Here is a 22906-nt window from a genome sequence, read left to right on the forward strand (position 1 = left end):
TCGCCTACGGCTTCGAGGTGGGCCGGCTGCCGGTGCCGGCGGCGTACAGCCCGGACGGCGCGGTGCTCGCGGTCGGCAGCGACGACGGCGGTGTGCTGCTCTGCGACACCGCCACCGGGCTGCCGGTACGCACGCTCCAGGGACACCGCTCCCGGGTGTACGCGGTCCGCTACGACGCCGCCTCCCACCAGCTCGTCACCGGCGCGGCCGACCTCACCGTACGGCTGTGGGACGCCGACCACGGCGACGTGCGGCACGTCATCGAGGACGTCTTCACCGGCTGGGTGTGGCCGCTGCTGACCGACGGCCGCCGCGGCCGGCTGGTGGTGGGCGACGCGGCCGGCGTGGTGCGGCTGTACGACACGCGCACCGCCCGGCTGCGCCACGAGTGGCCCGGCCACGCCGCGCCGATCTGGGGCACCTCGTTCAGCCCCGACGGCCGGCGGGTCGTGGTGGCCGACAGCGGCGGCACGGTACGCGGCTGGGACATCCCCACCGGCCGGCTGGCGTTCGAGGTGCGCGAGCCGGAAGTCGTCTACCGGCTGGCGCACACGCCGGACGGGCGGCTGCTGGCCGCGGTCGGGCAGCACGGCCGGGTCTGGGTCCGCCGGGCCGCCGACGGCGAGCTGCTGCGCTCGCCGCGCGGCCACGAGGCCGACGTGTACGCCCTCGACATCCACCCCGACGGCACGCTGATGGCCACCGGCGACACGCACGGCGCGCTGCGGCTGTGGGAGACCGAGACCGGCCGGCCGGTACGGGTGCTCGGGCGGCAGCGGGGCGCGATCTACAGCGTCCGGTTCAACGGCGACGGCAGCCTGCTCGCCACCGCCGCCAGCGACGGCGCGATCCAGCTCTGGGACACCGACGACGGGCAGGTCCGGCACGAGCTGACCCGGCACCGCGGCTCGGTCTGGCCGGTGGTCTGGCGGCCGGACCAGAACCAGGTGGCCACCAGCAGCAACGACGGCACCACCCGGCTGTGGGACGTACGCACCGGGCAGCTCCAGCACACGTTGCGCGGGCACGGCCGGCGGGTCACCGCGCTGTCCTTCCGCGACGACGGGGAAGTGCTCGCCGCCTGCGGCAACGACGGCGTGATCCGGCTCTGGGAACCGCGTACCGGCCGCCTGCTGCGCCAGCTCGCCAGCCCCGCCGACCGGCTGCTGTCCGTGGTGTTCTGCCCCGAGGAGCCGCTGGTCGCCTCGCCCAGCGGCGACGGCGGCGTGCACCTGTGGAACACCGACACCGGCGCCGACGAGCGCGAGCTCAACGTGGACACCGACCACGTCTGGGCGGTCGCGTTCAGCCCCGACGGCGACGCGCTCGCCACCGCGAACGACGACGACACGGTACGCCTGTGGTACCGCCGCACCGGCCGGCACTTCGCCACGCTCACCCCGCACCGGGGCCGGGTGCGCACCGTCGCGTTCAGCCCGGACGGCGAGACCATCGCCACCGGGTGCGACGACCAGACGGTACGGCTGTGGGACGCCGCCACCGCCACCTGCCGGATGACGCTGGAACACCACACCGACCGGGTCTACTCGGTCGGCTTCAACAGCGAGGGCACGCTGCTGGCCAGCGCCGGCAACGACGGCACGGCCGTGGTCTGGGACGTGCAGACCGGCCAGCCGCGTGTCGTGCTCACCGAACACGACGGCCGCCTCTGGTCGTGCGCGTTCAGCCCGGACGGCAACCTGCTCGCCACCGCCGGGGACGACCTGGTGATCCGGCTGTGGGACCCGGTCACCGGCCGGCTGCACGGCACGCTGGCGGCACACACCCGGCGGGTCTGGTCGGTGCACTTCAGCCCGGACAGCAGCCTGCTCGCCAGCGCCGGTGACGACGGCACCGTACGCCTGTGGGACGTGGCCGACCCGGAGCACGCCCAGCTGCGGACCACGCTGATCGGGCTGCCGGACGGATGGGCGGCGGTGAGCCCGGACGGCCGGTACAAGCTGGACGGTGACCCGGGCGGCCAGTTCTGGCACGTCATCGGCACGTGCCGCTTCGAGGTGGGCGAGCTGGATCCTTACCTGACCCAGGTCCGCCGACTACCCGTAGACGCCCCCTTCTGACCCCCGCGAATCTCCCCGTGCTCTCCGCGGTGATCAAGGAGTTTGTGTCCCGATCCGCGCCCGATCCGGACACAAACTCCTTGATCACCGCCGTGGGCGCTGCCGGGAGATGCTCGTTCCGCCGGGCCGCCGTGGGCGCCTCGTCCGAGGCGGTCCGGAGATCTTGGTAGGAAAGGGTCCCTATGGGGGCCCTTTCCTACCAAGATCTACTGCAGTCCCGGGATGTGGTCCGCGAATCCTGGAATCCGGACACGCGTGGCTGGTACGGGTGGCCGGGCAGGGGGCGGGTGGGTCGGCCGCACCCCATGCCCGCGATCTTGCACTTTGTGCCCGGGCGAACGGGACATTCGGGGCGCGACTCGGGCCGAAAGTGCAAGATCGCGGGTGCGGGTGCGGGTGCGGGTGCGGGTGCGGGTGCGGGTGCGGGTGCGGGCGGGGCGGGCGGGTGCGCCGCCCGCCCCGGGCCGGGACGCCGGTCAGCGGCGCCACTTCTGGTTGGCGGCGCCGGTGCAGTCCCAGATCTGCAGCCGGGTGCCGTCGGCCGAGCTGGGACCGGTGGCGTCCAGGCACTTGTTGGCCTGGGGGTTCACGATGTCGCCGGCCGCGCTGAACACCCACTTCTGCGCGCCGGTGCCGTTGCAGTCGTAGAGCTGCACCTTGGCGCCGCTCGCCGTGGACCCGGCGGCCACGTCGAGGCACTTGCCGAGCGCGCGTACCGAGCCGTCGGTGTTCCAGTTCCAGCGCTGGGCGGCGGTGCCGTTGCACGTCCAGAGCTGCACCGGGGTGCCGTTCGCGGTGTCGGCGCTGGCCACGTCGACGCACTTGTTGCCGTACCCGGTGATCTGGCCGCCGGTGCCCCCGCCGCCGTTGTCCCAGGCCTGGACCCGGACGTAGTCGATGGTCATGGTCTGCGGGAACGTCGTGCTGCCGTCCGGCGAGCCGGGCCAGTTGCCGCCGACCGCCACGTTCATGATCATGAAGAACGGGTGGTCGAAGACCCACCGGTTGCCGCCGATGTCGGCGGGCGTCTTGCGGGAGTACGCCACGCCGTCGAGGTACCAGGTGATCGAGTCCGGCGCCCAGTCCACGGCGAACGTGTGGAAGGCGTCGGCGAGCGCCTGCCCGCCGGGCAGCGAGGTGGAGGCGCCGACGCCGCTGCCGCCGGAGTAGCCGGGGCCGTGCAGCGTGCCCCAGACGGTCGACGGCGCGTACCCGACGTTCTCCATGATGTCGATCTCGCCGCTGCCGGGCCACGGGTTCGTGCCGATGTCGTTGCCGAGCATCCAGAACGCCGGCCACAGCCCCTGTCCACGCGGGACCTTGATGCGCGCCTCGAACCGCCCGTACGCCTGGGCGAACGTGCCGTTGGTGAGCAGCCGGGCCGAGGTGTACTGGCAGCTTCCGTACCAGCAGTTGTAGCCGCCGGGGTTCTCCCGGCGGGCGGTGATGACCAGGTTGCCGTTGCCGTCGAGCGCGGCGTTGCGGGTGCTGTTGGTGTAGTACTGCAACTCGTTGTTGCCCCAGCCGCCGCCACCGATGTCGTAGCGCCACTTGCTCGCGTCGGGCGCGGCGCCGGCGGGGCCGTTGAAGTCGTCGGACCAGGTGACCGCGCCGGGGGCGGCGATCGCGGGGGAGTGGGGGACGACGGTGAGGGCGGCGGTGAGGCCGACCGCTGTCACCGCCAGGGCGGCGAGGGTACGGATGGTGCGCACGGGGCGCCTCCTGCGGGGTGGTGGCCGTTTCCGTCACGGCGGCCGGCCCCGCCGAACGGTTAACAAACCATACAAATAGACTTCGATGAAGGTATGAACGAAGTCGGTCGATGTCAAGAGAGCGTTTCCCGCCTGCGCTCCGAGACGGGCTCGGGCTCGCGCTGCCGCACCACTGTGGGCCGGCGCATGTCCCGCCACGGGCCGCCCAGCAACGGCGTCAGCACCACCAGCAGGTAGCAGGCGCCCATCACGACCAGTGTGGACGTCGGGCCGAACCGGTCCGCGGCGAATCCCGCGCCTACCGCGCCGGCCGGCATGGCCGCCCACGCGCCCGCGCCGATCACGCCGTACACCCGGGCCCGCATGGCCGGCGGCACCCGCTCCAACTGGACCGCGCCCATCAGCGGGTTGAGCGCGCCGGCGGCGAGCCCGGCCATCGCCACCACGGCGGCCACCACCGGCAGCGGCGGCGCGGCGGCGAGCGCCCACAGCGGTGGGGCGCCGCACAGCGCGTACGCGGTGACGAATGTGGCCCGGCGGGGCAGGCGGTGCCCGATCGCGCTGAACACCAGCGAGCCGACCAGCGCCCCACCACCCATGACGCCCACCAGCAGGCCGAACGCGGCCGGCCCGCCGAGTTCCCGTTCGGCGACCACCGGCAGCAGCACCTGGCTCTTGGCCGCGTCGAACAGGTTCGTCACCAGCACCAGCAGGACCATGGCGCGCAGCAGCGGCTCGCGGACCAGGAAGCGCAGCCCGGCGGCGAACTGCCGCCAGTAGCCGCCGGCCTCCGGCTCGCTCCCGTCGTCGGACGGCCGCAGGCCACGCGGCACCAGCAGTGTCACCACGAGCGCCGACACGGCGAACGTCACCGCGTCCAGCGCCAGCACCGGCACCGCCCCGAACACGCCGACCAGCAGGCCGGCCAGGGGTGCGCCGATCATCCGGGCGCCGCGCGAGGTCGCGTCCTCCCACCCGGCCGCCCGCTCGATCGGCACCCCGGCCGCCGCCGCGGCCTCCGGCAGCAGCGCGGTGCGCGCGGTCTGCCCCGGCGTGTCGAGCAGTCCGCTGACGAAGACCAGGGCCAGCAGCGCCGGGAACGGCAGGCCGACGGTGGAGTGCAACAGGGGTACGGCGGCGATCGTCACGCCGGAGACCACGTCGGCGAGCACGCTGGAGCGCCGGTAGCCGATCCGGTCGACGAGCACGCCGCCGAACGCGCCGCCGAGCACCACCGGCGCGGTGGCGAACGCGCCGGCCAGCCCGGTGGCGCCCGGCGAGCCGGTTTCGGCCAGCACGTAGAGCGGCAGCGCGATGAGCGTGAGCACGTTGCCGGTCAGCGAGACGGCGTGCCCGATCAGCAGTCCGGCCAGCGGCCGGCGGTCGCGGGTCACCGCGGCCCCCGGTACGCCTGCCAGATGAGCGTGACCATCTCCGCGCCGGGCCGGCCGGCGGCGCCGCGTTCCCGCCAGCGCCGGCCCAGCTCGGACAGTTCGTCCCGCAGCTCCACCAGCTCGTCGGGGGTCAGGTGCAGCACCGTGTCGCTGCTCGTGGTGCCGCGGACCCAGGCCGGGTCGAGGTCGGCCTCCGATTCCAGGTACGCCTGGTAGCGGGCCACGTAGCGCTGCATGGCGGCCTGGCGCAGCAGGTTGCCGGCGAGCCGGCGCTCGGGGTCGTCGAGCAGTTCGAGGGGATCCCAGTCGGTGGTGGCGTGCGCGGCCCGCCACCACCGTTCGCGCCGGTCCCGGGCCAGTTCGGGGGCCTCGGTCACGAAGCCGTGCTCGGCCAGCTTGCCGACGTGGTAGCTGACCGAGCCGACCGCCTCGCCGGTCCGCTCGCTCAGCATGCCGACGGTCTGCGGGCCGCGCAGGCGAAGCTCGCCGAGCAGCCGCAGCCGGGTGGGGTGGGCCAGCGCCCGCATGGCGCGCGGGTCGCTGAGGCGCCGGTTGCCGGTTCCGTCGGTCATGCCGTCAGGCTAGACCGACAAGAAGTAATGTACAAGGAGTCTTGTCGAATCTCCTCGGTCTCAGTCGAGGCAGAACTCGTTGCCCTCCGGATCGGTCATCAGCACGTGCCCCGCCTCCAGCGGGGGAGCGGGCTCGAAGCGCCCGACGCGCGTCGCGCCGAGCGGAACGAGCAGGTCGGCCGCCGCCTCCAGCGCCGCCATCCGGGCCTCGCCGGTCAGGCCGGGCGCGGCCCGGACGTCCAGATGCACCCGGTTCTTGACCCGCTTGGACTCCGGCACCCGCTGGAAGAACAGTCGCGGACCGGCCCCCTCCGGGTCGACCACTGCCGAGGCGTCGTTGTGCCGCCCCGGCGGAACGCCCATCGCGGTCAGCGCCTGCTCCCACGAGTCGAAGCCCTCCGGCGGGCCCTGGACCCGGTAGCCGAGGACCTCGGCCCAGAACGCCGCCAGCTTCGCCGGGTCGGCGCAGTCGATGGTGATTTGCACGTCGCGGGCCATCTCGGCTCACCTTCCGTCGGTCCCGCCGGCGAACCGGCGGCACGTGTGATCGGTCGCCGTCCAGCCTGCCGGAGCCAGCGGACAGCGACTGTCCTCAACACGGGACGGATCAGGTTCGGCGGCCGGTGGCGCGGCCCTTGAGCCGGCGACCCAACTCCCGGGCGATCTCCTTCTTCGCGTCCCGCTCGGCCAGCGCCTGACGCTTGTCGTACGACCGGCGGCCCCGGGCCAGGCCCAGCTCCACCTTGGCCCAGCCGTCGGCGAAGTACATCGACAGCGGCACCAGCGTGATGCCGCCGTCGCGCAGCTTCTCCAGGATGCGGGCGATCTCCACCCGGTGCAGCAGCAGCTTGCGGGTGCGCCGGGGCGCGTGGTTGGTCCAGGTGCCGAAGCCGTACTCGGCGATGTGCAGGCCGTACAGCATGATCTCGCCGTCGCGCTCCTGGGCGAACGCGTCGACAAGCGACACCCGCCCCTCGCGCAGCGACTTGACCTCGGTGCCGGCCAGCACGATGCCCGCCTCGTACGTCTTGAGGATGTCGTAGTCGTGCCGCGCCTTCTTGTTCGAGGCGATCAGCTTGCGCCCGTTCTCCCTGGCCACGCGAGCAGGGTACCCGCGGGCGGCGACTCCGGGCCGGTCGCCGGGCGGGTCGCGGCCACCCAGCCGGTGGTGATCAGCAGCAGCGCCGCGCAGTAGGTGGTCATCACCAGCAGGCCCCGCCCGGGCAGCTCGATCCCGGCCGCGCCCACGCCGATGAGCAGGTCGGAGACGAGGAAGAACGCGCCGCCGGCGGCGACAGGCGCGGACACCCCGGCCGCGGCGGCGGCCATCAGGCACAGCGCCAGGCTGTAGCCGAGCACCGGCAGCCGCAGCGGCCCGAGCATGCCCCACAGCAGCGCGTTCGCCCCGGCCCAGGCGAGCAGGTAGCCGGCCCACGCCACGACCGGCGCGCGCCGGTGCCGGACGAAGGCGGTGATGAGCGCGATCTGGGCGACCAGGAAGAAGCCCATGCCGGCCAGGAACGCGGTGTCACCCTCCAGGAGCAGGGCGACGTCGCCCGCGGTGGCGGCGACAAGGCCGACCGCCACCGCGTCCACCCGGCGGCGGCGCTCCCAGAGGTACGCCAGCAGCACCGGCGCGAGCAGCGGCTTGGCCAGCCACTGGAGCACCGTCGAGTCGAGCGCGACCCCGACCAGTTCGACGGCGGCGACCAGCCCGAACAGGAGCAGCATCCAGGAGCGCCTCATCGGGCCGGCTGCCAGCCCGGGCGGCCGAACAGGTAGCCGAGTCGGTGCCGCCAGCAGTCGGCCCGGCGTACGTCGGACCAGATCGCGGCGAACTCGTGGGTGGCCACCCGCAGCGGGTTGTAGGTGCCGATGTTCTTGGTGAGGCCGTAGCGCGCGGAGGCCCGCTCGGGCTCGAACGTGCCGAACAGCCGGTCCCAGATGATCAGGATGCCGCCGTAGTTGCGGTCCAGGTACTCGGTGTTGGAGCCGTGGTGCACCCGGTGGTGCGACGGCGTGTTGAAGATCCACTCGATCGGCCGGGGCAGCACCCTGATCCGTTCGGTGTGCAGGAAGAACTGGTAGAGCAGGCTGACCGACTGCTGCAGGAAGATCATCCACGGCGGGATGCCGAGCAGGGCCAGCGCGAGCCAGAACGGCAGCGAGGTCATCGGCGTCCAGCTCTGCCGCAACGCGGTCGAGAAGTTGTAGTAGACGCTGGAGTGGTGGACCACGTGGCTGGCCCAGAGCACGCGCACCTCGTGGTGCGAGCGGTGGAACCAGTAGTAGGCCAGGTCGTCGGCGAAGAACAGGATCACCCAGGTCCACCAGTCGCCGGGGGACAACTGCACCGGCGCCACGGTCCACAGCGCCGCGAACAGGCCGACGGTGAGCAGCTTCCACGGGAAGCCGATGATCTGGCTGCCCAGCCCCATGGACAGGCTGGTGGTGGTGTCGCGCAGCTCGTAGCCGCGCTCGTCGTCGTCGGGCAGGAAGCGGTAGGAGACCGCCTCGATCACGATCAGGAGCAGGAACGCCGGGACGGCGTACAGCACGGCGGGGATCATGCGCGCGCTTCCCTTCCGGGGGTGGTGGTGGGGGTGGGGGTGACCGGCGCGGTCAGCAGCTCCCGGGCGTGCCGGGCGGCCGCCGCGCCCTGACCGGAGGCGATCGAGGTGGCGAGACGGCGGTGCCCGGCGACGTCGAGCAGTTCGGCCGCGCGGGCGTCCGGGGGGACGTCACCGACCGCGAACGTGCCGGCCACCAGGCTGTTGAAGGCGAGCTGGTAGGCGGTGTTGCCGCTGCCGCGTACGACCAGCCGCCAGATGGCGATGTTCGCCTCGTTCATCAGGTCCAGGTCGGGGGCCAGGTCGCCGTACTCCTCGGCGGCCCGGACCACGGCGGCGACGACGGCCGCGTCGCCGCGCTCGGCGCACAGCCGGGCCGCGTCGATCCCGACGCACGCCCGCATCTCCAGCATGTCGCGCACCAGCGTCTCGACCGGGAGTACGTCACCGGAGCGGGCCAGTGACAGCGCCAGGTCCAGCCCGGCGTGCACCCGCCAGTCCAGCACCCGGGTCGCGCCGCCCTGACTGACCCGGACCAGGCCGAGCTGCTGCAGGCGGCGCAGCGCCTCCCGGACCGCGTGCCGGTTGACCGCGAACGCGCCGGCCAGCTCGCGCTCGCCGGGCAGCGTCTCGTCCGGCGCGTACCGGCCGGAGACGATCGCGTCGCGCAGCCGGCCGAAGACGTGGTCGGAGACCGAGACGCGGGGCGCGGGATCGAAGGTCATGCGCAGCAGTGTGGCCCCGTACACATCAACCCGTCAACTGGTTGTACCAGTCGAATTCCGGGGCGGCCGGTGCGTGCCGCAGCGGTCACCCCTCGTATCCTTTCCGCCGTAGGAGCCGCCAGAGGGAAGGAGCCGGTGTGAGCGACGGGGTCGAGACGTTGGAGTTCCAGGCCGAGGCCCGTCAGCTGTTGCAGCTGATGGTGCACTCGATCTACTCGAACAAGGACGTCTTCCTGCGCGAACTGATCTCGAACGCGTCCGACGCGCTGGACAAGCTGCGGCTGGAGTCGCTCGTCGACAAGGACCTGCCGGCCGACACCTCCGACCTGCACATCGAGATCGAGGCCGACAAGGACGCCCGTACGCTCACCGTGCGGGACAACGGCATCGGCATGACCCGTGACGAGGTGGTCCGCCTGATCGGCACCATCGCCAAGTCCGGCACCGCCGAACTGCTGCGCAAGCTGCGCGAGTCCTCCGACGCCGCCGCGTCCCAGGAGCTGATCGGCCAGTTCGGCGTCGGTTTCTACGCCACGTTCATGGTCGCCGACAAGGTGACGCTGCTGACCCGCCGCGCCGGACAGTCCGGCGGCACCCGCTGGGAGTCCACCGGCGAGGGCACGTACTCGATCGAGGAGGTCGAGGACGCACCCCAGGGCACCTCGGTCACGCTGCACCTCAAGCCCGTCGACACCGAGGACAACCTGCACGACTACACCGCCGAGTGGACGATCCGGGAGATCGTCAAGCGCTACTCCGACTTCATCTCGTGGCCGATCCGGATGACGGTCGACAAGCCCGGCGAGGACGGCGCCACCACCCGCGAGGAGCAGACGCTCAACTCGATGAAGGCGCTCTGGGCGCGCTCGCGGGACGAGGTCGACGAGGCCGAGTACAAGGAGTTCTACCGGCACGTCGCGCACGACTGGGCCGACCCCCTCGAAACCATCCACATGCGCGGCGAGGGCACCTTCGAGTACGAGGCGCTGCTGTTCCTGCCGTCGCACGCCCCGCTGGACCTGTTCTCCCCGCAGGGCCGCCGCGGCGTGCAGCTCTACGTCAAGCGCGTGTTCATCATGGACGACTGCGACGCGCTGATGCCCAACTACCTGCGCTTCGTCAAGGGCGTGGTGGACGCGCACGACCTGTCGCTGAACATCTCCCGGGAGATCCTCCAGCAGGACCGGCAGATCCGCGCGGTACGCCGCCGGCTGGTCAAGAAGGTCCTCGCCACGCTCAAGGACATGTCCGCCGAGTCGTACCGCACCTTCTGGACCGAGTTCGGCGCGGTGGTCAAGGAGGGTCTGCTGGAGGACCCGGACAACACCGAGACGCTGCTGGAACTGGTCCGCGCCGCCAGCACCCACGACCCGGCCGAGCCCACCACGCTGCGGGCGTACGTGGAGCGGATGAAGGACGGGCAGAGCGAGATCTACTACGCCACCGGCGAGAACCGGGCCACCATCGAGAACTCGCCGCACCTGGAGGCGTTCCGCGCCAAGGGCTACGAGGTGCTGATCCTCACCGACCCGGTGGACGAGGTGTGGGTCGAGCGCGTCGGCGCGTACGACGGCAAGACGCTGCGCTCGGTCGCCAAGGGCCAGGTGGACCTGGAGACCGAGGAGGAGAAGGAGAAGGCCGAGGCCGAACGGCAGGAGTACGCCGACCTGCTCACGTTCCTCGGCGGCGCGCTCGCCGACAGCGTCAAGGAGGTGCGCCTGTCCACCCGGCTGACCACCTCGCCGGCCTGCGTGGTGGGCGACGCGCACGACATGACGCCGACGCTGGAGAAGATGTACCGGGCGATGGGCCAGGAAGTGCCCCAGGTCAAGCGGTTCCTGGAGCTGAACCCGGCCCACCCGCTGGTCACCGGGCTGCGCAAGGCGCACGGTGAGGGCGGCGACACGGCCGCGCTGACCGAGACCGCCGAGCTGCTGTACGGCATGGCGTTGCTGGCCGAGGGCGGCGAGCTGGCCGACCCGGCCCGGTTCACCCGCATCCTGGCCGACCGCCTGGCCCGCGGCCTGTAGCCCGACCCGACCCGGCCCGCTTGATCGACTCCACTACGCCGAGGTGGCGGTATCTGGGTGCCCCCGATGCCTCCACCTCGGCGAGCTGGTGTCGATCAAGCGCCGGGAAGTCGATCCGGGTGGTTGTCGGGTCAGTCCTTCGCCGGGCTCGTGCGGGCGGCTGGCTGCCGCTTGATCGACTCCAGCTCGCCGAAGTGGTGGTATCAGGCGGGCTCTGACCCCGCCACTTCGCCGAGCTGGTGTTGATCACCTGGGGCGTCCCGGAATGAGGAAGATCGATCCCAGTTGGAGGGACGCTCGGGGCTCTAGATGAGTGAGGGCTCTGGCGGAGATGGTCTTGCGGGCCCGCGTCGGCGGGGCGGCCCTAATGCGCAGGTGTCGAGCGGGTGGATCTGACGGAGCGCCGCTTGGCGAGCGTCGGCTGATGTCGGGCTCTTGTCGAAGGCTGTTGATCGGCTGTGTCCGGGCGGTTGTCGTGGCTTGTGCTTGATCGACACCATTGCGCCGAAGTGGCGGCATCGGACGGGTTCTGACCCCGCCACCTCGGTGAGACGGGTCTGTTCAGGGGAGGGCGGGGTAGAGCGCGGCCACCCCACCGGACAGCCCCGCCTGGACCCGGCGGGCGACGTCGTCGGCCAGGATCTCGTAGCTGTCGGACTCGATGCCGTCGGCGGCGAGCCGGGCGACGTCGGCCGGGTGGGCCTTCGGGCCGGGCACGGCGGCGGCCATCTCGGTGTCCATGTAGCCCACGTGCAGCCCGGCGACCCGGACGCCCCGGCCGGCCAGTTCCAGGCGCAGCGCGTTCGTCATCGACCACTCGGCGGCCTTGGCCGCGCCGTACGCGCCGACGCCGGGGATCGTGAACCAGGACAGCGCCGACAGCACGTTCAGGATCGTGCCGCCGCCGTTCGCCGCGATCCGGGGCGCGAACGCGCGTACCACCGACAGCGTGCCGAGGTAGTGCGTCTCCAGCTCCAGCCGGATCTGCGCGAGGTCACCGTCGAGCAGGTCGGCGCCGGTGCTCACGCCGGCGTTGTTCACCAGCAGCGTCACGTCGCCGGCCCGCTCCGCGGCGGCGGCCACCGAGGCGGGGTCGGTGATGTCGAGGCGTACCGGGGTGACGCCGGGCAGGTCGACGGTGTCCGGGTTGCGGGCGCCGGCCCAGACGGTCGCGCCGCGCGCGACGAGTTCGGCGGCCAGGTGCCGGCCGAAGCCACGGTTGGCGCCGGTGACCAGGGCGGTGCTTCCAGCGATCTTCATGTCTCGCTCCGAGGGGTGGGGAAGGAAGGTGGGTCAGGCGGACAGCAGGCCCGGACCGGGCAGGACGGCCAGCTCGCCGGGCGGTACGTCGTGTCCGGCGTCGCAGCGCAGCCGGGCGTGCACGGCCGCGCCGCACTCGTCGTGGGTCAGCCGGACGGCCGGGCCGGCCTCGTCGGCGGCGTACGTGTCGCCCCACTGCCGCAGCGCGACCAGCACCGGGATCAGGTCGCTGCCCTTGGCGGTGAGCACGTACTCGTCGCGGGTGCGCTGCCCGGGCTCGCGGTAGGGGCGCCGGTCGAGCAGCCCGTCGGCGACGAGCTGCTTGAGGCGTGCGGCGGCGACGGGCTCGCTGACGCCGACCCGCCGCGCGAAGTCGTCGAAGCGGCGGGTGCCGAACGACGCCTCGCGCAGCAGGAGCAGCGTGGTGCGGTTGCCGACCACCTCCAGCGCCCGGGCGATCGAGCAGTTGGCGGTGGACCAGGAGTCACGCTGCGCAAGGAGGTCCGTCATGGCTTCGACGGTACCCCCTGACTTAGGAAATCAAAAGTCAGCTACCTCACAGCTGGCCGGGGAAGAAGCCGTGCCGGGCCAGCGGCTCGACGATCTGGTGCTCCTCGTACGACAGGTGCGACAGCAGCGTGTCGGTGAGCAGGTCCACCGCCTCCTGGAGCTGCGTGAAGTCGCCGGGCCGGTGGACCAGTTCCACGAGCGCCCGGTCGACGCCCTCCACCACCCCGTGGATCACCACGTGTTCCTCCTCGAGGCGGTCGAGCACGGCCGCCAGCCCGGCCTCGGAGCGGCGCAGGTGCGGGAAGATCGAGGCGTCCTCCAGCCCGTGGTGCTGGGTGACCATGGTGCAGTAGGCCGCGCAGTACGCCCCGAGCGTCCAGTTGTTCTGCCGCATGGTCATCTCGTTGAGCGCCGCCCGCGCCCGGCCCGGCGAGACGGCGCCCCGCTTGACCTGTTCCAGCAGGTCGCGCACCTGGGCCAGCTCCTGGCGCAGGTGGTCGTGCACGTCCACCAGGTGCTGCCCGGCGGCCTGCCCCCGGGGTGGGTAGACCTGGCCGGCCGGAGGCGGCGGGGCGGTCGGCCGGGTCGACTCGTCCCAGGGGCGGCGCGCGCTCAGACGTACCCCCGGGTCGGGGGTGGGGGTGACCGCCAGCGTGGCCGCGCCGCCGGTGGCGGCCGTGTCGTCGGCGACCGCGCGGGCCCCGCTGCCGGGCGCGGTGCGCTCGGCGGCGACGAGTTCGCGGACCGCCGGCGCGACCTCCTGGGCGAAGATCTGGATCGCGCGTGGCTCGTCGCTGCCGAGGATGAACGTGGTGACGCCGTGCTCCAGCGTGAGCCCGGCCAGCTCCTCCACCCACTGCTCCGGCGGGCCGGCCAGGAAGCCGGCCGACGAGCGGGCGAACGTGCCGGTCACGTTGAGCATGCGGCGGATCTCGGCCGGGTCGCGCCCGGCGGCCTGCGCGCCCTCGTCCACGAGCGCGTTCAGGGCGGGCAGTTCGTCGGGGCCCTTGGGCAGGTAGGACAGGGAGGGCAGCCAGCCGTCCGCGGCGCGGCCGACCAGGCGCAGCATGCGCGGCTTGTACGCGCCGACCCAGATGCCCACCCGATGCGCGGGCGCCGGGCCGCGCTTGGCGCCGACCACCCGGTAGTGCTCGCCGTCGACGCGGATCATGCCGCGGCGGTCGGTGTCCCAGACCTCGCGGATCACCCGGATCGCCTCGTCCAGGGCCTCGACCGCCGCGCCGGGGGACAGGCGCCGCCCGCCCGTCGCCTCGATCGCGTCCCAGAACGCGCCCGCGCCGAGTCCCATCTCGACCCGGCCGCCGGTGAGCAGGTCCAGGCTGGCCACGCTGCGGGCCAGCACCACCGGCTGGCGCAGCGGCAGGTTGAGCACGTTGCCGGCCAGGTGGATGCGCTCGGTGACGGCGGCCACGTAGGACATCAGCGTCCAGGTGTCCAGGAAGCCCGGCTGGTACGGGTGGTCCTGGAACGTGACCAGGTCCAGCCCGACCTGTTCGCAGAGCGTGGCCAGCGCCACCACCTGGTCGGGCTGCCCGGCGGCGGGCGTGATGAAGCCGCCGAAGGTGAGCTCGTGTCCGTGATCGGTCATCCGTCCCGCCCCTCCCGTGATCTTGCTCGGCCCTGCCACGGTAGCTCCACAGGTGGTAGCCCGGCCGGGTGAACACCGTCACAAGAAGTGGACGATCGTCGCAAACCGTCCTTAGCGTCGGTTTCGTTCGCATTCGCGGGCACCGCGGGCCGGAAACGCCAAATCCCGCCGCCGGCCCCGGTAACCGAACCTCGTGCGGGAGCGGGGGAACCACACGTTCCACGGTGCATCGTCACCTCGGGGTGAAGCCGCCACCGGCGGCCGGGCTCCTCGGCCCGAACCCGACAGCTCACCTCGTCGGCGTGGAGGAATCCACATGGCAACTGCATACTCGGCCCGAAGCCGCCGTACCGCTCTCGGAACGGTCCTGGCCGGCGCCGCCGTCGGCGCCGCGAGCCTGTTCGGCCCGGCCGCACCGGCCAGCGCGGGCGTCAACTGGGACGCGGTCGCGCGCTGCGAGTCCGGCGGCAACTGGAAGATCAACACCGGCAACGGCTACTACGGCGGGCTCCAGTTCTCCCGCGCCACCTGGAACGGCTACGGCGGCCAGAAGTACGCCGCCCGCGCCGACCTGGCCAGCCGGTCCGAGCAGATCGCCGTCGCGGAGAAGGTGTTGCGCGGCCAGGGCATCGGTGCGTGGCCGGTCTGCGGCAAGAAGGGCGGCTCGGCGAACGCCGCGGCGACCCGGTCCGAGCGGGCGGCCCCGAAGAAGGCCACCTCGAAGAAGTCCGCCCCGAAGCGGGCCGCCACGCGCAAGGCCGCGCCGGAGCGGGCCGCGACGACTGCGGCGCCGCAGCCGTCGGCCGGGACGTACGTGGTCCGGCGCGGGGACACGCTGTCGGAGATCGCCGTGGCGCAGCGGGTCGACGGTGGCTGGCGTGCCCTGCACGAGCGCAACCGGGCAGTGGTCGGCGACGACCCCGGCCTGATCTTCCCCGGTCAGCGGCTGCGTCTGCGCTGATCTGGTCCGGACGCCCGGCCGGTTCGCTCCGGCCGGGCGTCCGGCCGTCCGCGACACGCCGCGCCGCCGGTGTCCGGCCTGCTCGCGGCACCGGACGCCACCCGTGACGGCCGCTGACCGCGATTCGTCGGAGCCGGTTGCTAGGGTCACGATGATCGGCTCAGACGTGAAGAAAGCGCGGAAATGACCAACGATCCGTTCTCGGCGGCCGCGAGCATCGACGAACTGCTGACCCGCACGCAGCAGGCGCTCACCGCGATGCGCTCCCGGGCCTCGGAGCACGCCGACGGCGAGCCGGGCGACCTGCTGCGCGCCGAGGGCACCGCAGCCGACGGCCGGGTCCGCGCGGTCGCCGTTCAGGGTGGCCGGCTGGATTCCGTGACGATCGACCCGGACTTGGCCGGCGAGCCCCTCGACGTCCTCTGCGGACATGTCACCGCCGCCGCCAACGCCGCGCTGTCCGAGCTGGACGCCCGGGTCAGCGCGTCGGCGCGGGCCGACGCGGACGCGCTCGCCGCCCGGCTCGGCAGCATGGGTGACCAGGCCGAGCTGTTCGGTCGCGCGATGCACGAGGCGGCCGCGCGGATCCACCGCGACCGCGGCACGGCGTCCCAGGCCGGGCGTCCGGCCTGACCCGACCGCACGCGGCCAGGCGCGACGCGGCACCGCCCGGCACGACGAGGCGGCCGGCCGCCGGGAGGACGACGACCGGCCGCGCTACGCCACGGTCAGCTCAGGGTGACCGCGGTGTCGTCGACGACGAAGGACGTCTGCAGTGAGCTGTCCTCCACGCCGCTGAACGAGATGGTCGCCGTGGTGCCTGCGAGCGACGAGATGTCGAAGGACCGCTGCACGTAGCCGGTGGCCTTGTTCAGGTTGGAGTAGGTGGCCAGCGTGGTGCTGCCGGCCTTGACGGTGAGCTTGTCGTACGCGGTGCCGGTGGTCGTCTCCGCGCTGTCGATGTGCAGCCAGAAGCTGAACGTCGCGCGGCATCCGGCCGGGATCGTCACCGACTGACTGAGCGTGTCGGTGTGCGACGAGCCGTACCCGTCCAGCCACGCCTTGTACGAGCCGCCGTGCGCGGCCTGGCCGCTGTCGGTGGTGATGACGCCGGACGAGGCGGTCCAGCTCACGTTGCCCGACTCGAAGCCGGGGTTGGCGAGCTTGTTGCCGGAGCAGCCGCCCGACGGCGGGGTGGTGGTGGCGGTCGGCGTGGGCGTCGGGGTGCCGCCGGCGCAGGTCGGCTCACCCGACTGGGCCGGTACGCTGACCGCCGCCCAGGCCGCCTTGACCGCGTTGAACTCGGTGCAGCTGCTCGGGTAGAGGTTCTTCGCCGCCTGCAACGTCCAGACGCGGTACTTCAGGTAGGACGAAGACGACGTCTTCAGCAGCATGGCGTTGTACATGATCTTGATGGCCTTCTGGATGCCCAGTCCGCTCACGCTGCTGCTGTTGCAGGTCGAGCTGGACGGCTGCCCGTTGGTCGGGCTGCTGCCGTTGGCCAGCAGGTAGAACCAGTGGTTGCCGGGCCCGGCCGCGGCGTGCACCTCGGTCGACGGGATGCTGCTGGAGTAGCAGTTCGGGTCGCCGAGCGCCGACGGGTTGTACATGTTGCGAATCGGGCCGGAGCCGACCAGGTTGATCTTCTCGCCGACCAGGAAGTCCGGCGCGTCGTAGCTGGACGGCTCGTTGGCGAACCACTCGGTGGCCGCGCCGAACGTGTCCGCCACGAACTCCTGCGTGCCGCCGCCGGAGATGCCGCCGGGGGTGTTGTCGTCGATGCCGTGGCCGATCTCGTGCGCCACCACGTCCAGCGAGCCGATCCACTGACCGGCGGTGTTCTTGCCGATCTGCACCTGGCTGCCGTCGTAGTAGGCGTTCTGGTCGTTGAGGCCCACCCGGATCGGCCAGTAGCCGCCGTTGCCGTTGGCGCCGTTGCGGCCCAGCCACTGGGCGAGCATCTTATGCTCGGTCTGCGCGGAGAACAGCGCGTCCACGCAGCCGGTCTCCTTGTTGGTGGCGGTGCCGTTGCCCCACACGTCGTCGGAGCCGCTGAACGTGGTGTTGTTCGCCGCGTCCTGGCAGCTCAGGTTCGTGACGGTCGGGTCCTTCATGGTGTACGTGGAGCCCGACTGGGTGGTGTTGAGCGTGAGCGGGCTGGGCCCGTTCCAGGCGCCGGTGCCGGTGCCGCGCACCACGTGCTCCTGCTTGCGCAGGACCGCGCCGGTACGGGCGTCGACGTCGACGGTGAGCCGGCTCGGGCCGTCCGCGCTGGTGCCGCGTACCGTGGTCTCCCAGGCCAGCGCCGGTGCGGCGCCGAGCGTGTAGACGACGAGCGTGGTGCCCTCGACGGCGCTGACGGTCTTGAGCTGGGCGCGCGCCGTGGCCGCGGCGGCGGCCTGGGTCAGCGCGGGCGTGGTGGCGAGGGCGCCGATCGGCCGCTGCTGGGCGACCGAGGCGTACTTGAGGTTGCCGGCGGAGTCGGTGGCCAGCACGAAGTCGCCGCCGACCACGGGCAGGCCCTTGTAGGTGCGCTCGTACGGCACGTACTGGGTGCCCTCGGAGGAGATGACCGGCTTCTGGACGAACGCGTCGTCGGAACCGGCCTGGAGGTAGGCGGGGCGGTTCGCGACCAGCGCGCGGGTCGAGTCGGCGGCGGCCGCTCGGGCCTGGGCCGGGTTGGGGGCGGCGGGCCCGGGTGGCGCGGCCTGCACGGCCGCGGCGGTGCCGGCGGCGATGACGCCGGCCGCAGCCGCGCCGGTGAGCGCGGCGAGGCGAGGTGAGAGTTTCACGGAGGTTTGCTCCTGTTCTACAGGCGCGCCGCACGAGCCCGGTGGGGACGGGCGGCGCGGTGGTGCGAGGCAGGGTGACGGCCGGTCACCGGAGCTGCCGGCGTGGCTCCGGGTCGACAGATCGACCGTCGCGATTCGCCGGGGGTCGGCGGTTCGCTGGTGCACAATCACACGCCGCGCGAGCCGTGAGCAATGGGTGACCTGGGCAACGGCTGGCAGTCGGGCGTGTCGCCGCGCGCGTCGTCCCAGGAAACCATGATCTTCAATAGGCCCTGATCAGGGCGAACATTGCCGACAGTGGATGGGGGCCCGTGCAAATTGCGGACGTTGCCTATGTGCGCGAATGGCGCACATAGACGCGAGGACGCCGCCGCACGCGGGCCGCCACCGCGCGGCCGGGCACGTCAGCGCGGGCCGCGGGTCCGCGTCGGCGTGATCGTGGGCGGCGGTGGCAGCGTGGGCGTCAGCGTGGGCCGCGACGTCGGCCGCCCGGTCGGCTCCGGGCTCGGGCTGGGGCTCGACGGGGTCGGGCTCGGGCTCGGGGAGTCCGACGGTGTGGGCGCGGCGGTCGACGGCGGCGGCGCCGACGCGGTCGGCTCCGGGGTGTCGCCGGGAAACTTCGGCTCACCGAAGCGGTACTTGCCCGGGTCGAGCTTCATCGCCTCGGTGGCCTTTGTCATGAACTGCCGCCAGATCGGCGCGGCGCCGGTCGAGCCGTACACGTCGTAGCTGCCGTCGCTGGTCCGCAGCGGCTTGCCGTCGGTGGTGCCCAGCCACACGGCCGAGGCCAGCGCGCCGGTCCAGCCCACCATCCAGGTGTGCACGTTCTGTGTGGTGCTCTTCCCGGCCTGCCAGGTGCCGGTCTTGCCGGCGGAGTCCCAGCCGTTGTCCAGCTTGGCCGCCCGGACCCGGCGCAGCGTCCAGTCCAACTGGTCGACGGCCTCCCGGTCCAGCCCGAGGTCGGTGGTGCGCAGCTGCTCGGTCCACACCTCCTCGTCGTCCTTGCTCACCGACCGGACGAAGTGTGCGTCGGCGCGCTTGCCGCCGGCTGCGAACGTGGCCATCCCGTTCGCGTGGTCCTGCACGGTGATGCCGTACTGCCCGATGCCGACCTCGGTGGAGAACCGCTTCGCCACCTCGTCGGCGGGGTCGCTGCGCAGGTCGACGCGCTGCGGCCGGGGGTTGCCCCGGACCGTCTCCCACATCGACTCCACGCCCGCCTGCCGGGCCATCTCGATCACCTTGTCCGTGCCGAGCCGCTCGGTCAGCTCGAAGTAGGTGACGTTGAGCGAGGCGACGGTGGCCTCCCAGAGCGCACAGTCCGGCTGGCAGGGCGCCCGCTCGGCGTTGCGGATCGGCCCGGCCGCGCTGCCCTTGGTGCGCCCCGAGGCGGGGAACTCCTTGGTGTCCGGCGAGTCGAACCGCTCCTTCACCGAGATCCCGTCGCGCACGGCGGCGGCCAGGTCGTACACCTTGAACGACGACCCCGGCGGATGCTGGCCGAAGCCGCGGGCCTGGCCGTCCTCGTCGGAGTACCAGCCCGCGTAGTCCGCGCCCGAGCCCTTGTCGCCACCGTAGTAGCCGAGCACCCGGCCGGAGCCCGGCTCCACCGCCACCAGCGCCGCCTGCCAGTTCCGCGGCTGCCCGCGCACCGCTCGCGGGGCGGTGTCCCGGCGGATGTCCGCCGCCGCCTCGGCCGCGTCCTGCACGCGCTTGTCGATGGTGGTGACGATGCGGTAGCCGCCGTCCCGGATCACCTCGTCCGGCTTGCCGCGGAACGGCTCGGTCCCGCGCAGCTCGGCCAGCACGTGGTTGACCACCAGGCCGGTCGGCCGGTCCAGGTCGGACCGGCCCGCGTCCTTGTCGATCGGCCGGACCGTGTCCGGGTACGCGAGATCCGCCGCCTGCTGCGACGTCAGGTAGCCGAGCTTGACCATGCCGTCGCGGATGTAGTTCCACCTGTCGATCGAGTTCTGCTTGGCCAGCGCGTTGCGGCGCGGGTCGTAGCCGGGCGTGCCCTCGGGGTCGGCCGGATCCGCCTCCGGCTGCTTCACCATGGCGCAGAGCACCATCGCCTCGGCCTGGGTGAGCTGCCGCTCGGGTGGGGCGTCCCGGCGGACCGTCTTGCCGAAGTACGTCTGCGCGGCCGCCTCGATCCCGTACGCTCCCCGGCCGAACGGCACGGTGTTCAGGTAGAAGCCGAGGATCTCCTCCTTGGTGTACGCGTCGTCGAGCTTCCACGCGATCACCGCCTCGCGCAGCTTGCGGGAGTAGGTGACCCCGCGCAGGTCGGCGGCGATGCGCGCGTACTGCTGGGTGAGCGTGGACGCGCCCTGCCGCTGCCCGCCGCTCACGTTGGCCCAGGCGGCGCGCAGCACACCCTTGAAGTCGATGCCGCGGTTGGTCCAGAAGGTCCGGTCCTCGGCCGCCACGATCGCCTGCTTGGCCGAGTCGTTCATCTGGTCGTACGGCACGATGGTGCGGTTCTGCGCGCCCAGCTTCGCCATCGGCGTGCGCCCGTCGGCGTAGAAGACGGTTGTCGACTCGGGCAGCTTCAGGTCGCTGGGCGTGGGCACGCTGTCGAAGTAGTAGCCGCCCGCGACCAGGCCGCACCCGGCCAGCAGCACGCAGACCGCGAGGACGACCGGCAGGCGCCGCCGCTTGCGCTTCGGGCTCGCGGTCGTGGCGCCGGCCGGCCCCGGGGTCTCTCCCGTTCCTCGCACCGTTACCTCCGGTCGCTCGGCGAAGTCGTGCCCGGCTCGCAGGCTAACCGAGGTGCGGCGCCCGCACCGGCCGACGACGTCGGGGCAACGGATCAACCTCCGGCTCGACGAGGCCGAGCACAGCGACGTCTGCGTGAAGGCGGCGGGCGGGAGCCGGGGCGGCTGGGTGGCCGCCCCGGCCCGGTCAACCGGTCAGCGCGCCGCCCGGTCGGCGGCCCGGCCGTCGCGGTCCGGGCGGCCGAAGCCGCGGTGACGCACCGGCCAGCGGTCGTTGCCGCCCGCACGGAACGGCGTCGACCGCCACAGCGCCCGCAGCTCGGTGCCGTCCGGGGCCGCGAAGGCCTCCCGTGCGGGTGTAGCCGAGCCGCCGCAGCAACTCCTCCCTGCTCCCCGGCGCACGGTGCGCGTAGGTGGGCAGGCTGAGGGTGTCCATCCGCGCTGCGCCCCGGCGAGCGCCTCCGCCGCACCGCCCCGGGGAGCGGCCAGCAGCGCCAGGTTGTTGTGCGGCTCGACCGGACGCCGGGCGGCGAGCGCGTCACCGAGGCGGCGGAACCGCTCCTCGTCCGGGCCGGCGGCGGCGGCGAGACGATCGGCGTACCGGTGGGGCGTCGGGATCGGCCGGTAGCGGTGGAACCACACGGTGGCGGCGCTGCCGTCGGGCAGCAGGAACGCGTCGCCGAACAGCAGCGCGTGTTCGGTCCAGATCCGCGCCACGGCGGCGAGGACCGGCAAACGGCGCGGCGCGTCGGGGACGAGCCAGGCCGCCCAGGGCGGGGGCATCAGGGCCTCGGCGACGAGATCGGCGATGCGGCCGATGTCGCACCCCGGGCGCGGGCGACGGGCAGGGCTGTGCTCATGAACGAACTCCTGTTTCACAGGCGTGATCGGGTCTGGTGCGGGCGCCGGACGACGGCGCCGCCGCGCAGGGCGGCAGTCGGGCGGGACACGCCCGTGCTCCGGATCGCATGTGGTCCTGTGAAGTCCGCTCAGGCGGGTCTGGTGCCGGGCCGTGACGTGCGGGAGGCCGGCAGGCGTTCGTGCGACGGGCGCCCGTACTGGTGGGCGAGCGTCGGCAGCCCCCAGCGGCACGCGTCCGCGTCGGCCCCTCGCTGTGCACCGCGCCGCCGGCATGGCTGGCGCCGTCGTACGGCTGCGGCGCGACGGGGGTCGGGGCGAAGTCGGCCGCCGTGCGGACAGCCTGCGTCGCGCTGCGCGCGGCGGCGCCCCGGGGTTCGACGGCGAAGGCACGCGCCACCGGGCCGGCGGCGACCGTAACGCTGTCGCCCGCGCGGGCCGGCGCAGCCGGGCGGGCCTTCACGGCCGGATCAGCGGTGCCGGCCGGATCAGCCGGACCAGCCGGATCAGCCGGGTCGGCGGGGGCTGTCGGGTCACCGGGGTCGGTCGGGTCAGCGGGGTCGGCCGGGCCCGGCTGCGACGCCGCCGGTGGGTCGAGCAGATCGGTCACCGGGGTGAGCGGGTCGAGCACCGGGTCCAGCGGCGCGACCACCGGTTCCAGGCCCCGCCAGACCGGACCGAGAATCGGGCTCAGCGGCTCCACGACCGGGGACAGCACGTCCGCGACCGGTTCGAGCACGCCTTCCGTGACCGGGCCGGTGAGCGGGCGCAGGGCCTCCGCGACGGGCGTGAGCAGGTGATCGCGTACCGGGTCGGTGGCCGGGCGCAGGCCCTCGGTGACCGGGGTCAGCACGTGGTCGCGGACCGGCGTCACCACCGCCTCGACGACGCGGCCGGTGACCGGCGTCGTGGCGGCCGGGGCCGCCTCCGGGGCCGCCTCCGGGGGCGTCGCCACGGCCTTTCCGGGCGTGGCCGTGCCGGACGTGGGCGTGCCGGGCGCGTCAGCGCTCGGCGCGGTGGCGTCGGCGGCGGGAGCTGTCGTGCCGGATGCCGGCGCGGCGGCGGGTGTGGACTCGACACCGACGGCCCTGGACGCGGGCAGGCCGAGAACC

18 protein-coding genes, 1 pseudogene and 1 riboswitch are annotated in these 22906 nt (G+C 73.0%); of the genes and pseudogenes, 4 read left to right on the forward strand and 15 right to left on the reverse strand.

Annotation, left to right across the window (positions count from 1 at the left end; genetic code table 11):
• Positions 1-2081 (forward strand): annotated as a pseudogene (locus tag MCBG_RS03335) (WD40 repeat domain-containing protein); the annotation flags it as partial.
• Between the two features lie 476 nt (positions 2082-2557).
• Here MCBG_RS03335 and MCBG_RS03340 read toward each other — a convergent pair.
• From MCBG_RS03340 to MCBG_RS03375, 8 genes are all read right to left on the reverse strand, one after another.
• Entirely contained in the window at positions 2558-3793 is a 1236-nt protein-coding gene (locus MCBG_RS03340) for a glycoside hydrolase family 16 protein (protein ID WP_043323773.1), read from the reverse strand.
• Positions 3794-3906: 113 nt separating this feature from the next.
• Positions 3907-5187 (reverse strand): MFS transporter, encoded by a 1281-nt coding sequence (locus MCBG_RS03345; protein ID WP_043323775.1) that lies wholly within the window; start codon positions 5185-5187, stop codon positions 3907-3909.
• A complete protein-coding gene (locus tag MCBG_RS03350) occupies positions 5184-5759 on the reverse strand; it encodes a helix-turn-helix domain-containing protein (protein WP_043323777.1) in 576 nt (191 codons plus the stop codon). The genes MCBG_RS03345 and MCBG_RS03350 overlap by 4 nt, the downstream gene beginning before the upstream one ends.
• Positions 5760-5819: 60 nt before the next feature.
• Positions 5820-6257, reverse strand: coding sequence for a VOC family protein (locus MCBG_RS03355; RefSeq protein ID WP_043323779.1), 438 nt, complete (start codon positions 6255-6257; stop codon positions 5820-5822).
• A 109-nt stretch (positions 6258-6366) separates the two neighbouring features.
• On the reverse strand, positions 6367-6858 hold the full coding sequence (smpB, locus tag MCBG_RS03360) for an SsrA-binding protein SmpB (RefSeq protein WP_043323781.1): 492 nt from the start codon (positions 6856-6858) through the stop codon (positions 6367-6369).
• Positions 6831-7490: a lysoplasmalogenase gene (locus MCBG_RS03365; protein ID WP_223201037.1), complete on the reverse strand. Its 660-nt coding sequence runs from the start codon at positions 7488-7490 to the stop codon at positions 6831-6833. The genes smpB and MCBG_RS03365 overlap by 28 nt, the downstream gene beginning before the upstream one ends.
• Positions 7491-7501: 11 nt before the next feature.
• A complete protein-coding gene (locus tag MCBG_RS03370) occupies positions 7502-8329 on the reverse strand; it encodes a sterol desaturase family protein (RefSeq protein WP_043323784.1) in 828 nt (275 codons plus the stop codon).
• Entirely contained in the window at positions 8326-9054 is a 729-nt protein-coding gene (locus MCBG_RS03375; RefSeq protein ID WP_043330104.1) for a FadR/GntR family transcriptional regulator, read from the reverse strand. Before MCBG_RS03375 ends, MCBG_RS03370 begins: the two co-directional genes overlap by 4 nt.
• Before the next feature lie 137 nt (positions 9055-9191).
• Here MCBG_RS03375 and htpG point away from each other — a divergent pair, with 137 nt between their 5' ends.
• Positions 9192-11084, forward strand: a complete 1893-nt coding sequence (gene htpG, locus MCBG_RS03380) for a molecular chaperone HtpG (RefSeq protein ID WP_043323786.1) — start codon at positions 9192-9194, stop codon at positions 11082-11084.
• Positions 11085-11645: 561 nt separating this feature from the next.
• Here htpG and MCBG_RS03385 read toward each other — a convergent pair.
• From MCBG_RS03385 to MCBG_RS03395, 3 genes are read right to left on the reverse strand one after another with little or no spacing between them, the layout of a single operon-like run.
• A complete protein-coding gene (locus MCBG_RS03385) occupies positions 11646-12344 on the reverse strand; it encodes an SDR family oxidoreductase (protein WP_043323789.1) in 699 nt (232 codons plus the stop codon).
• A 33-nt stretch (positions 12345-12377) separates the two neighbouring features.
• Complete coding sequence (locus tag MCBG_RS03390; RefSeq protein ID WP_043323791.1) at positions 12378-12854, reverse strand: winged helix-turn-helix transcriptional regulator; 477 nt, start codon at positions 12852-12854, stop codon at positions 12378-12380.
• A 46-nt stretch (positions 12855-12900) separates the two neighbouring features.
• Positions 12901-14463, reverse strand: a complete 1563-nt coding sequence (locus MCBG_RS03395) for an LLM class flavin-dependent oxidoreductase (RefSeq protein WP_043323793.1) — start codon at positions 14461-14463, stop codon at positions 12901-12903.
• Between the two features lie 172 nt (positions 14464-14635).
• Positions 14636-14781, forward strand: a riboswitch (cyclic di-AMP (ydaO/yuaA leader).
• Between MCBG_RS03395 and MCBG_RS03400 the strand changes: the two genes are divergently transcribed.
• Together MCBG_RS03400 and MCBG_RS03405 are read left to right on the forward strand one after the other, a co-directional pair.
• Positions 14780-15424: a LysM peptidoglycan-binding domain-containing protein gene (locus MCBG_RS03400; protein WP_043323795.1), complete on the forward strand. Its 645-nt coding sequence runs from the start codon at positions 14780-14782 to the stop codon at positions 15422-15424. It overlaps the preceding riboswitch by 2 nt.
• Positions 15425-15607: 183 nt before the next feature.
• On the forward strand, positions 15608-16057 hold the full coding sequence (locus MCBG_RS03405; protein WP_043323797.1) for a YbaB/EbfC family nucleoid-associated protein: 450 nt from the start codon (positions 15608-15610) through the stop codon (positions 16055-16057).
• A 95-nt stretch (positions 16058-16152) separates the two neighbouring features.
• Here the strand turns inward: MCBG_RS03405 and MCBG_RS03410 are convergent, their stop codons facing one another.
• From MCBG_RS03410 to MCBG_RS03430, 4 genes are all read right to left on the reverse strand, one after another.
• Positions 16153-18216: a M4 family metallopeptidase gene (locus tag MCBG_RS03410; RefSeq protein ID WP_043323799.1), complete on the reverse strand. Its 2064-nt coding sequence runs from the start codon at positions 18214-18216 to the stop codon at positions 16153-16155.
• Between the two features lie 404 nt (positions 18217-18620).
• Positions 18621-20939, reverse strand: a complete 2319-nt coding sequence (locus tag MCBG_RS03415; RefSeq protein WP_043323801.1) for a transglycosylase domain-containing protein — start codon at positions 20937-20939, stop codon at positions 18621-18623.
• Between the two features lie 192 nt (positions 20940-21131).
• The gene (locus MCBG_RS03425; RefSeq protein WP_223201038.1) at positions 21132-21719 is read right to left on the reverse strand and encodes a hypothetical protein; all 588 of its coding nucleotides are present in this window, start codon (positions 21717-21719) and stop codon (positions 21132-21134) included.
• 73 nt (positions 21720-21792) lie between these two features.
• Positions 21793-22906, reverse strand: a 1114-nt coding sequence (locus tag MCBG_RS03430) for a hypothetical protein (RefSeq protein WP_223201039.1), incomplete at its 5' end; no start/stop codon positions are given.

Source organism: Micromonospora sp. M42, assembly GCF_000568915.1.
GTDB classification, from domain to species: Bacteria; Actinomycetota; Actinomycetes; order Mycobacteriales; family Micromonosporaceae; genus Micromonospora; species Micromonospora chalcea.

Coding starts and splice junctions, on each gene's coding strand:
- MCBG_RS03370 (WP_043323784.1), bottom strand. CDS start 8,329: ATGATCCCCGCCGTGCTGTACGCCGTCCCGGCGTTCCTGCTCCTGATC.
- MCBG_RS03355 (WP_043323779.1), bottom strand. CDS start 6,257: ATGGCCCGCGACGTGCAAATCACCATCGACTGCGCCGACCCGGCGAAG.
- MCBG_RS03405 (WP_043323797.1), top strand. CDS start 15,608: ATGACCAACGATCCGTTCTCGGCGGCCGCGAGCATCGACGAACTGCTG.
- MCBG_RS03425 (WP_223201038.1), bottom strand. CDS start 21,719: ATGCCCCCGCCCTGGGCGGCCTGGCTCGTCCCCGACGCGCCGCGCCGT.
- MCBG_RS03350 (WP_043323777.1), bottom strand. CDS start 5,759: ATGACCGACGGAACCGGCAACCGGCGCCTCAGCGACCCGCGCGCCATG.
- MCBG_RS03400 (WP_043323795.1), top strand. CDS start 14,780: ATGGCAACTGCATACTCGGCCCGAAGCCGCCGTACCGCTCTCGGAACG.
- MCBG_RS03395 (WP_043323793.1), bottom strand. CDS start 14,463: ATGACCGATCACGGACACGAGCTCACCTTCGGCGGCTTCATCACGCCC.
- MCBG_RS03390 (WP_043323791.1), bottom strand. CDS start 12,854: ATGACGGACCTCCTTGCGCAGCGTGACTCCTGGTCCACCGCCAACTGC.
- MCBG_RS03375 (WP_043330104.1), bottom strand. CDS start 9,054: ATGACCTTCGATCCCGCGCCCCGCGTCTCGGTCTCCGACCACGTCTTC.
- MCBG_RS03365 (WP_223201037.1), bottom strand. CDS start 7,490: ATGCTGCTCCTGTTCGGGCTGGTCGCCGCCGTCGAACTGGTCGGGGTC.
- MCBG_RS03385 (WP_043323789.1), bottom strand. CDS start 12,344: ATGAAGATCGCTGGAAGCACCGCCCTGGTCACCGGCGCCAACCGTGGC.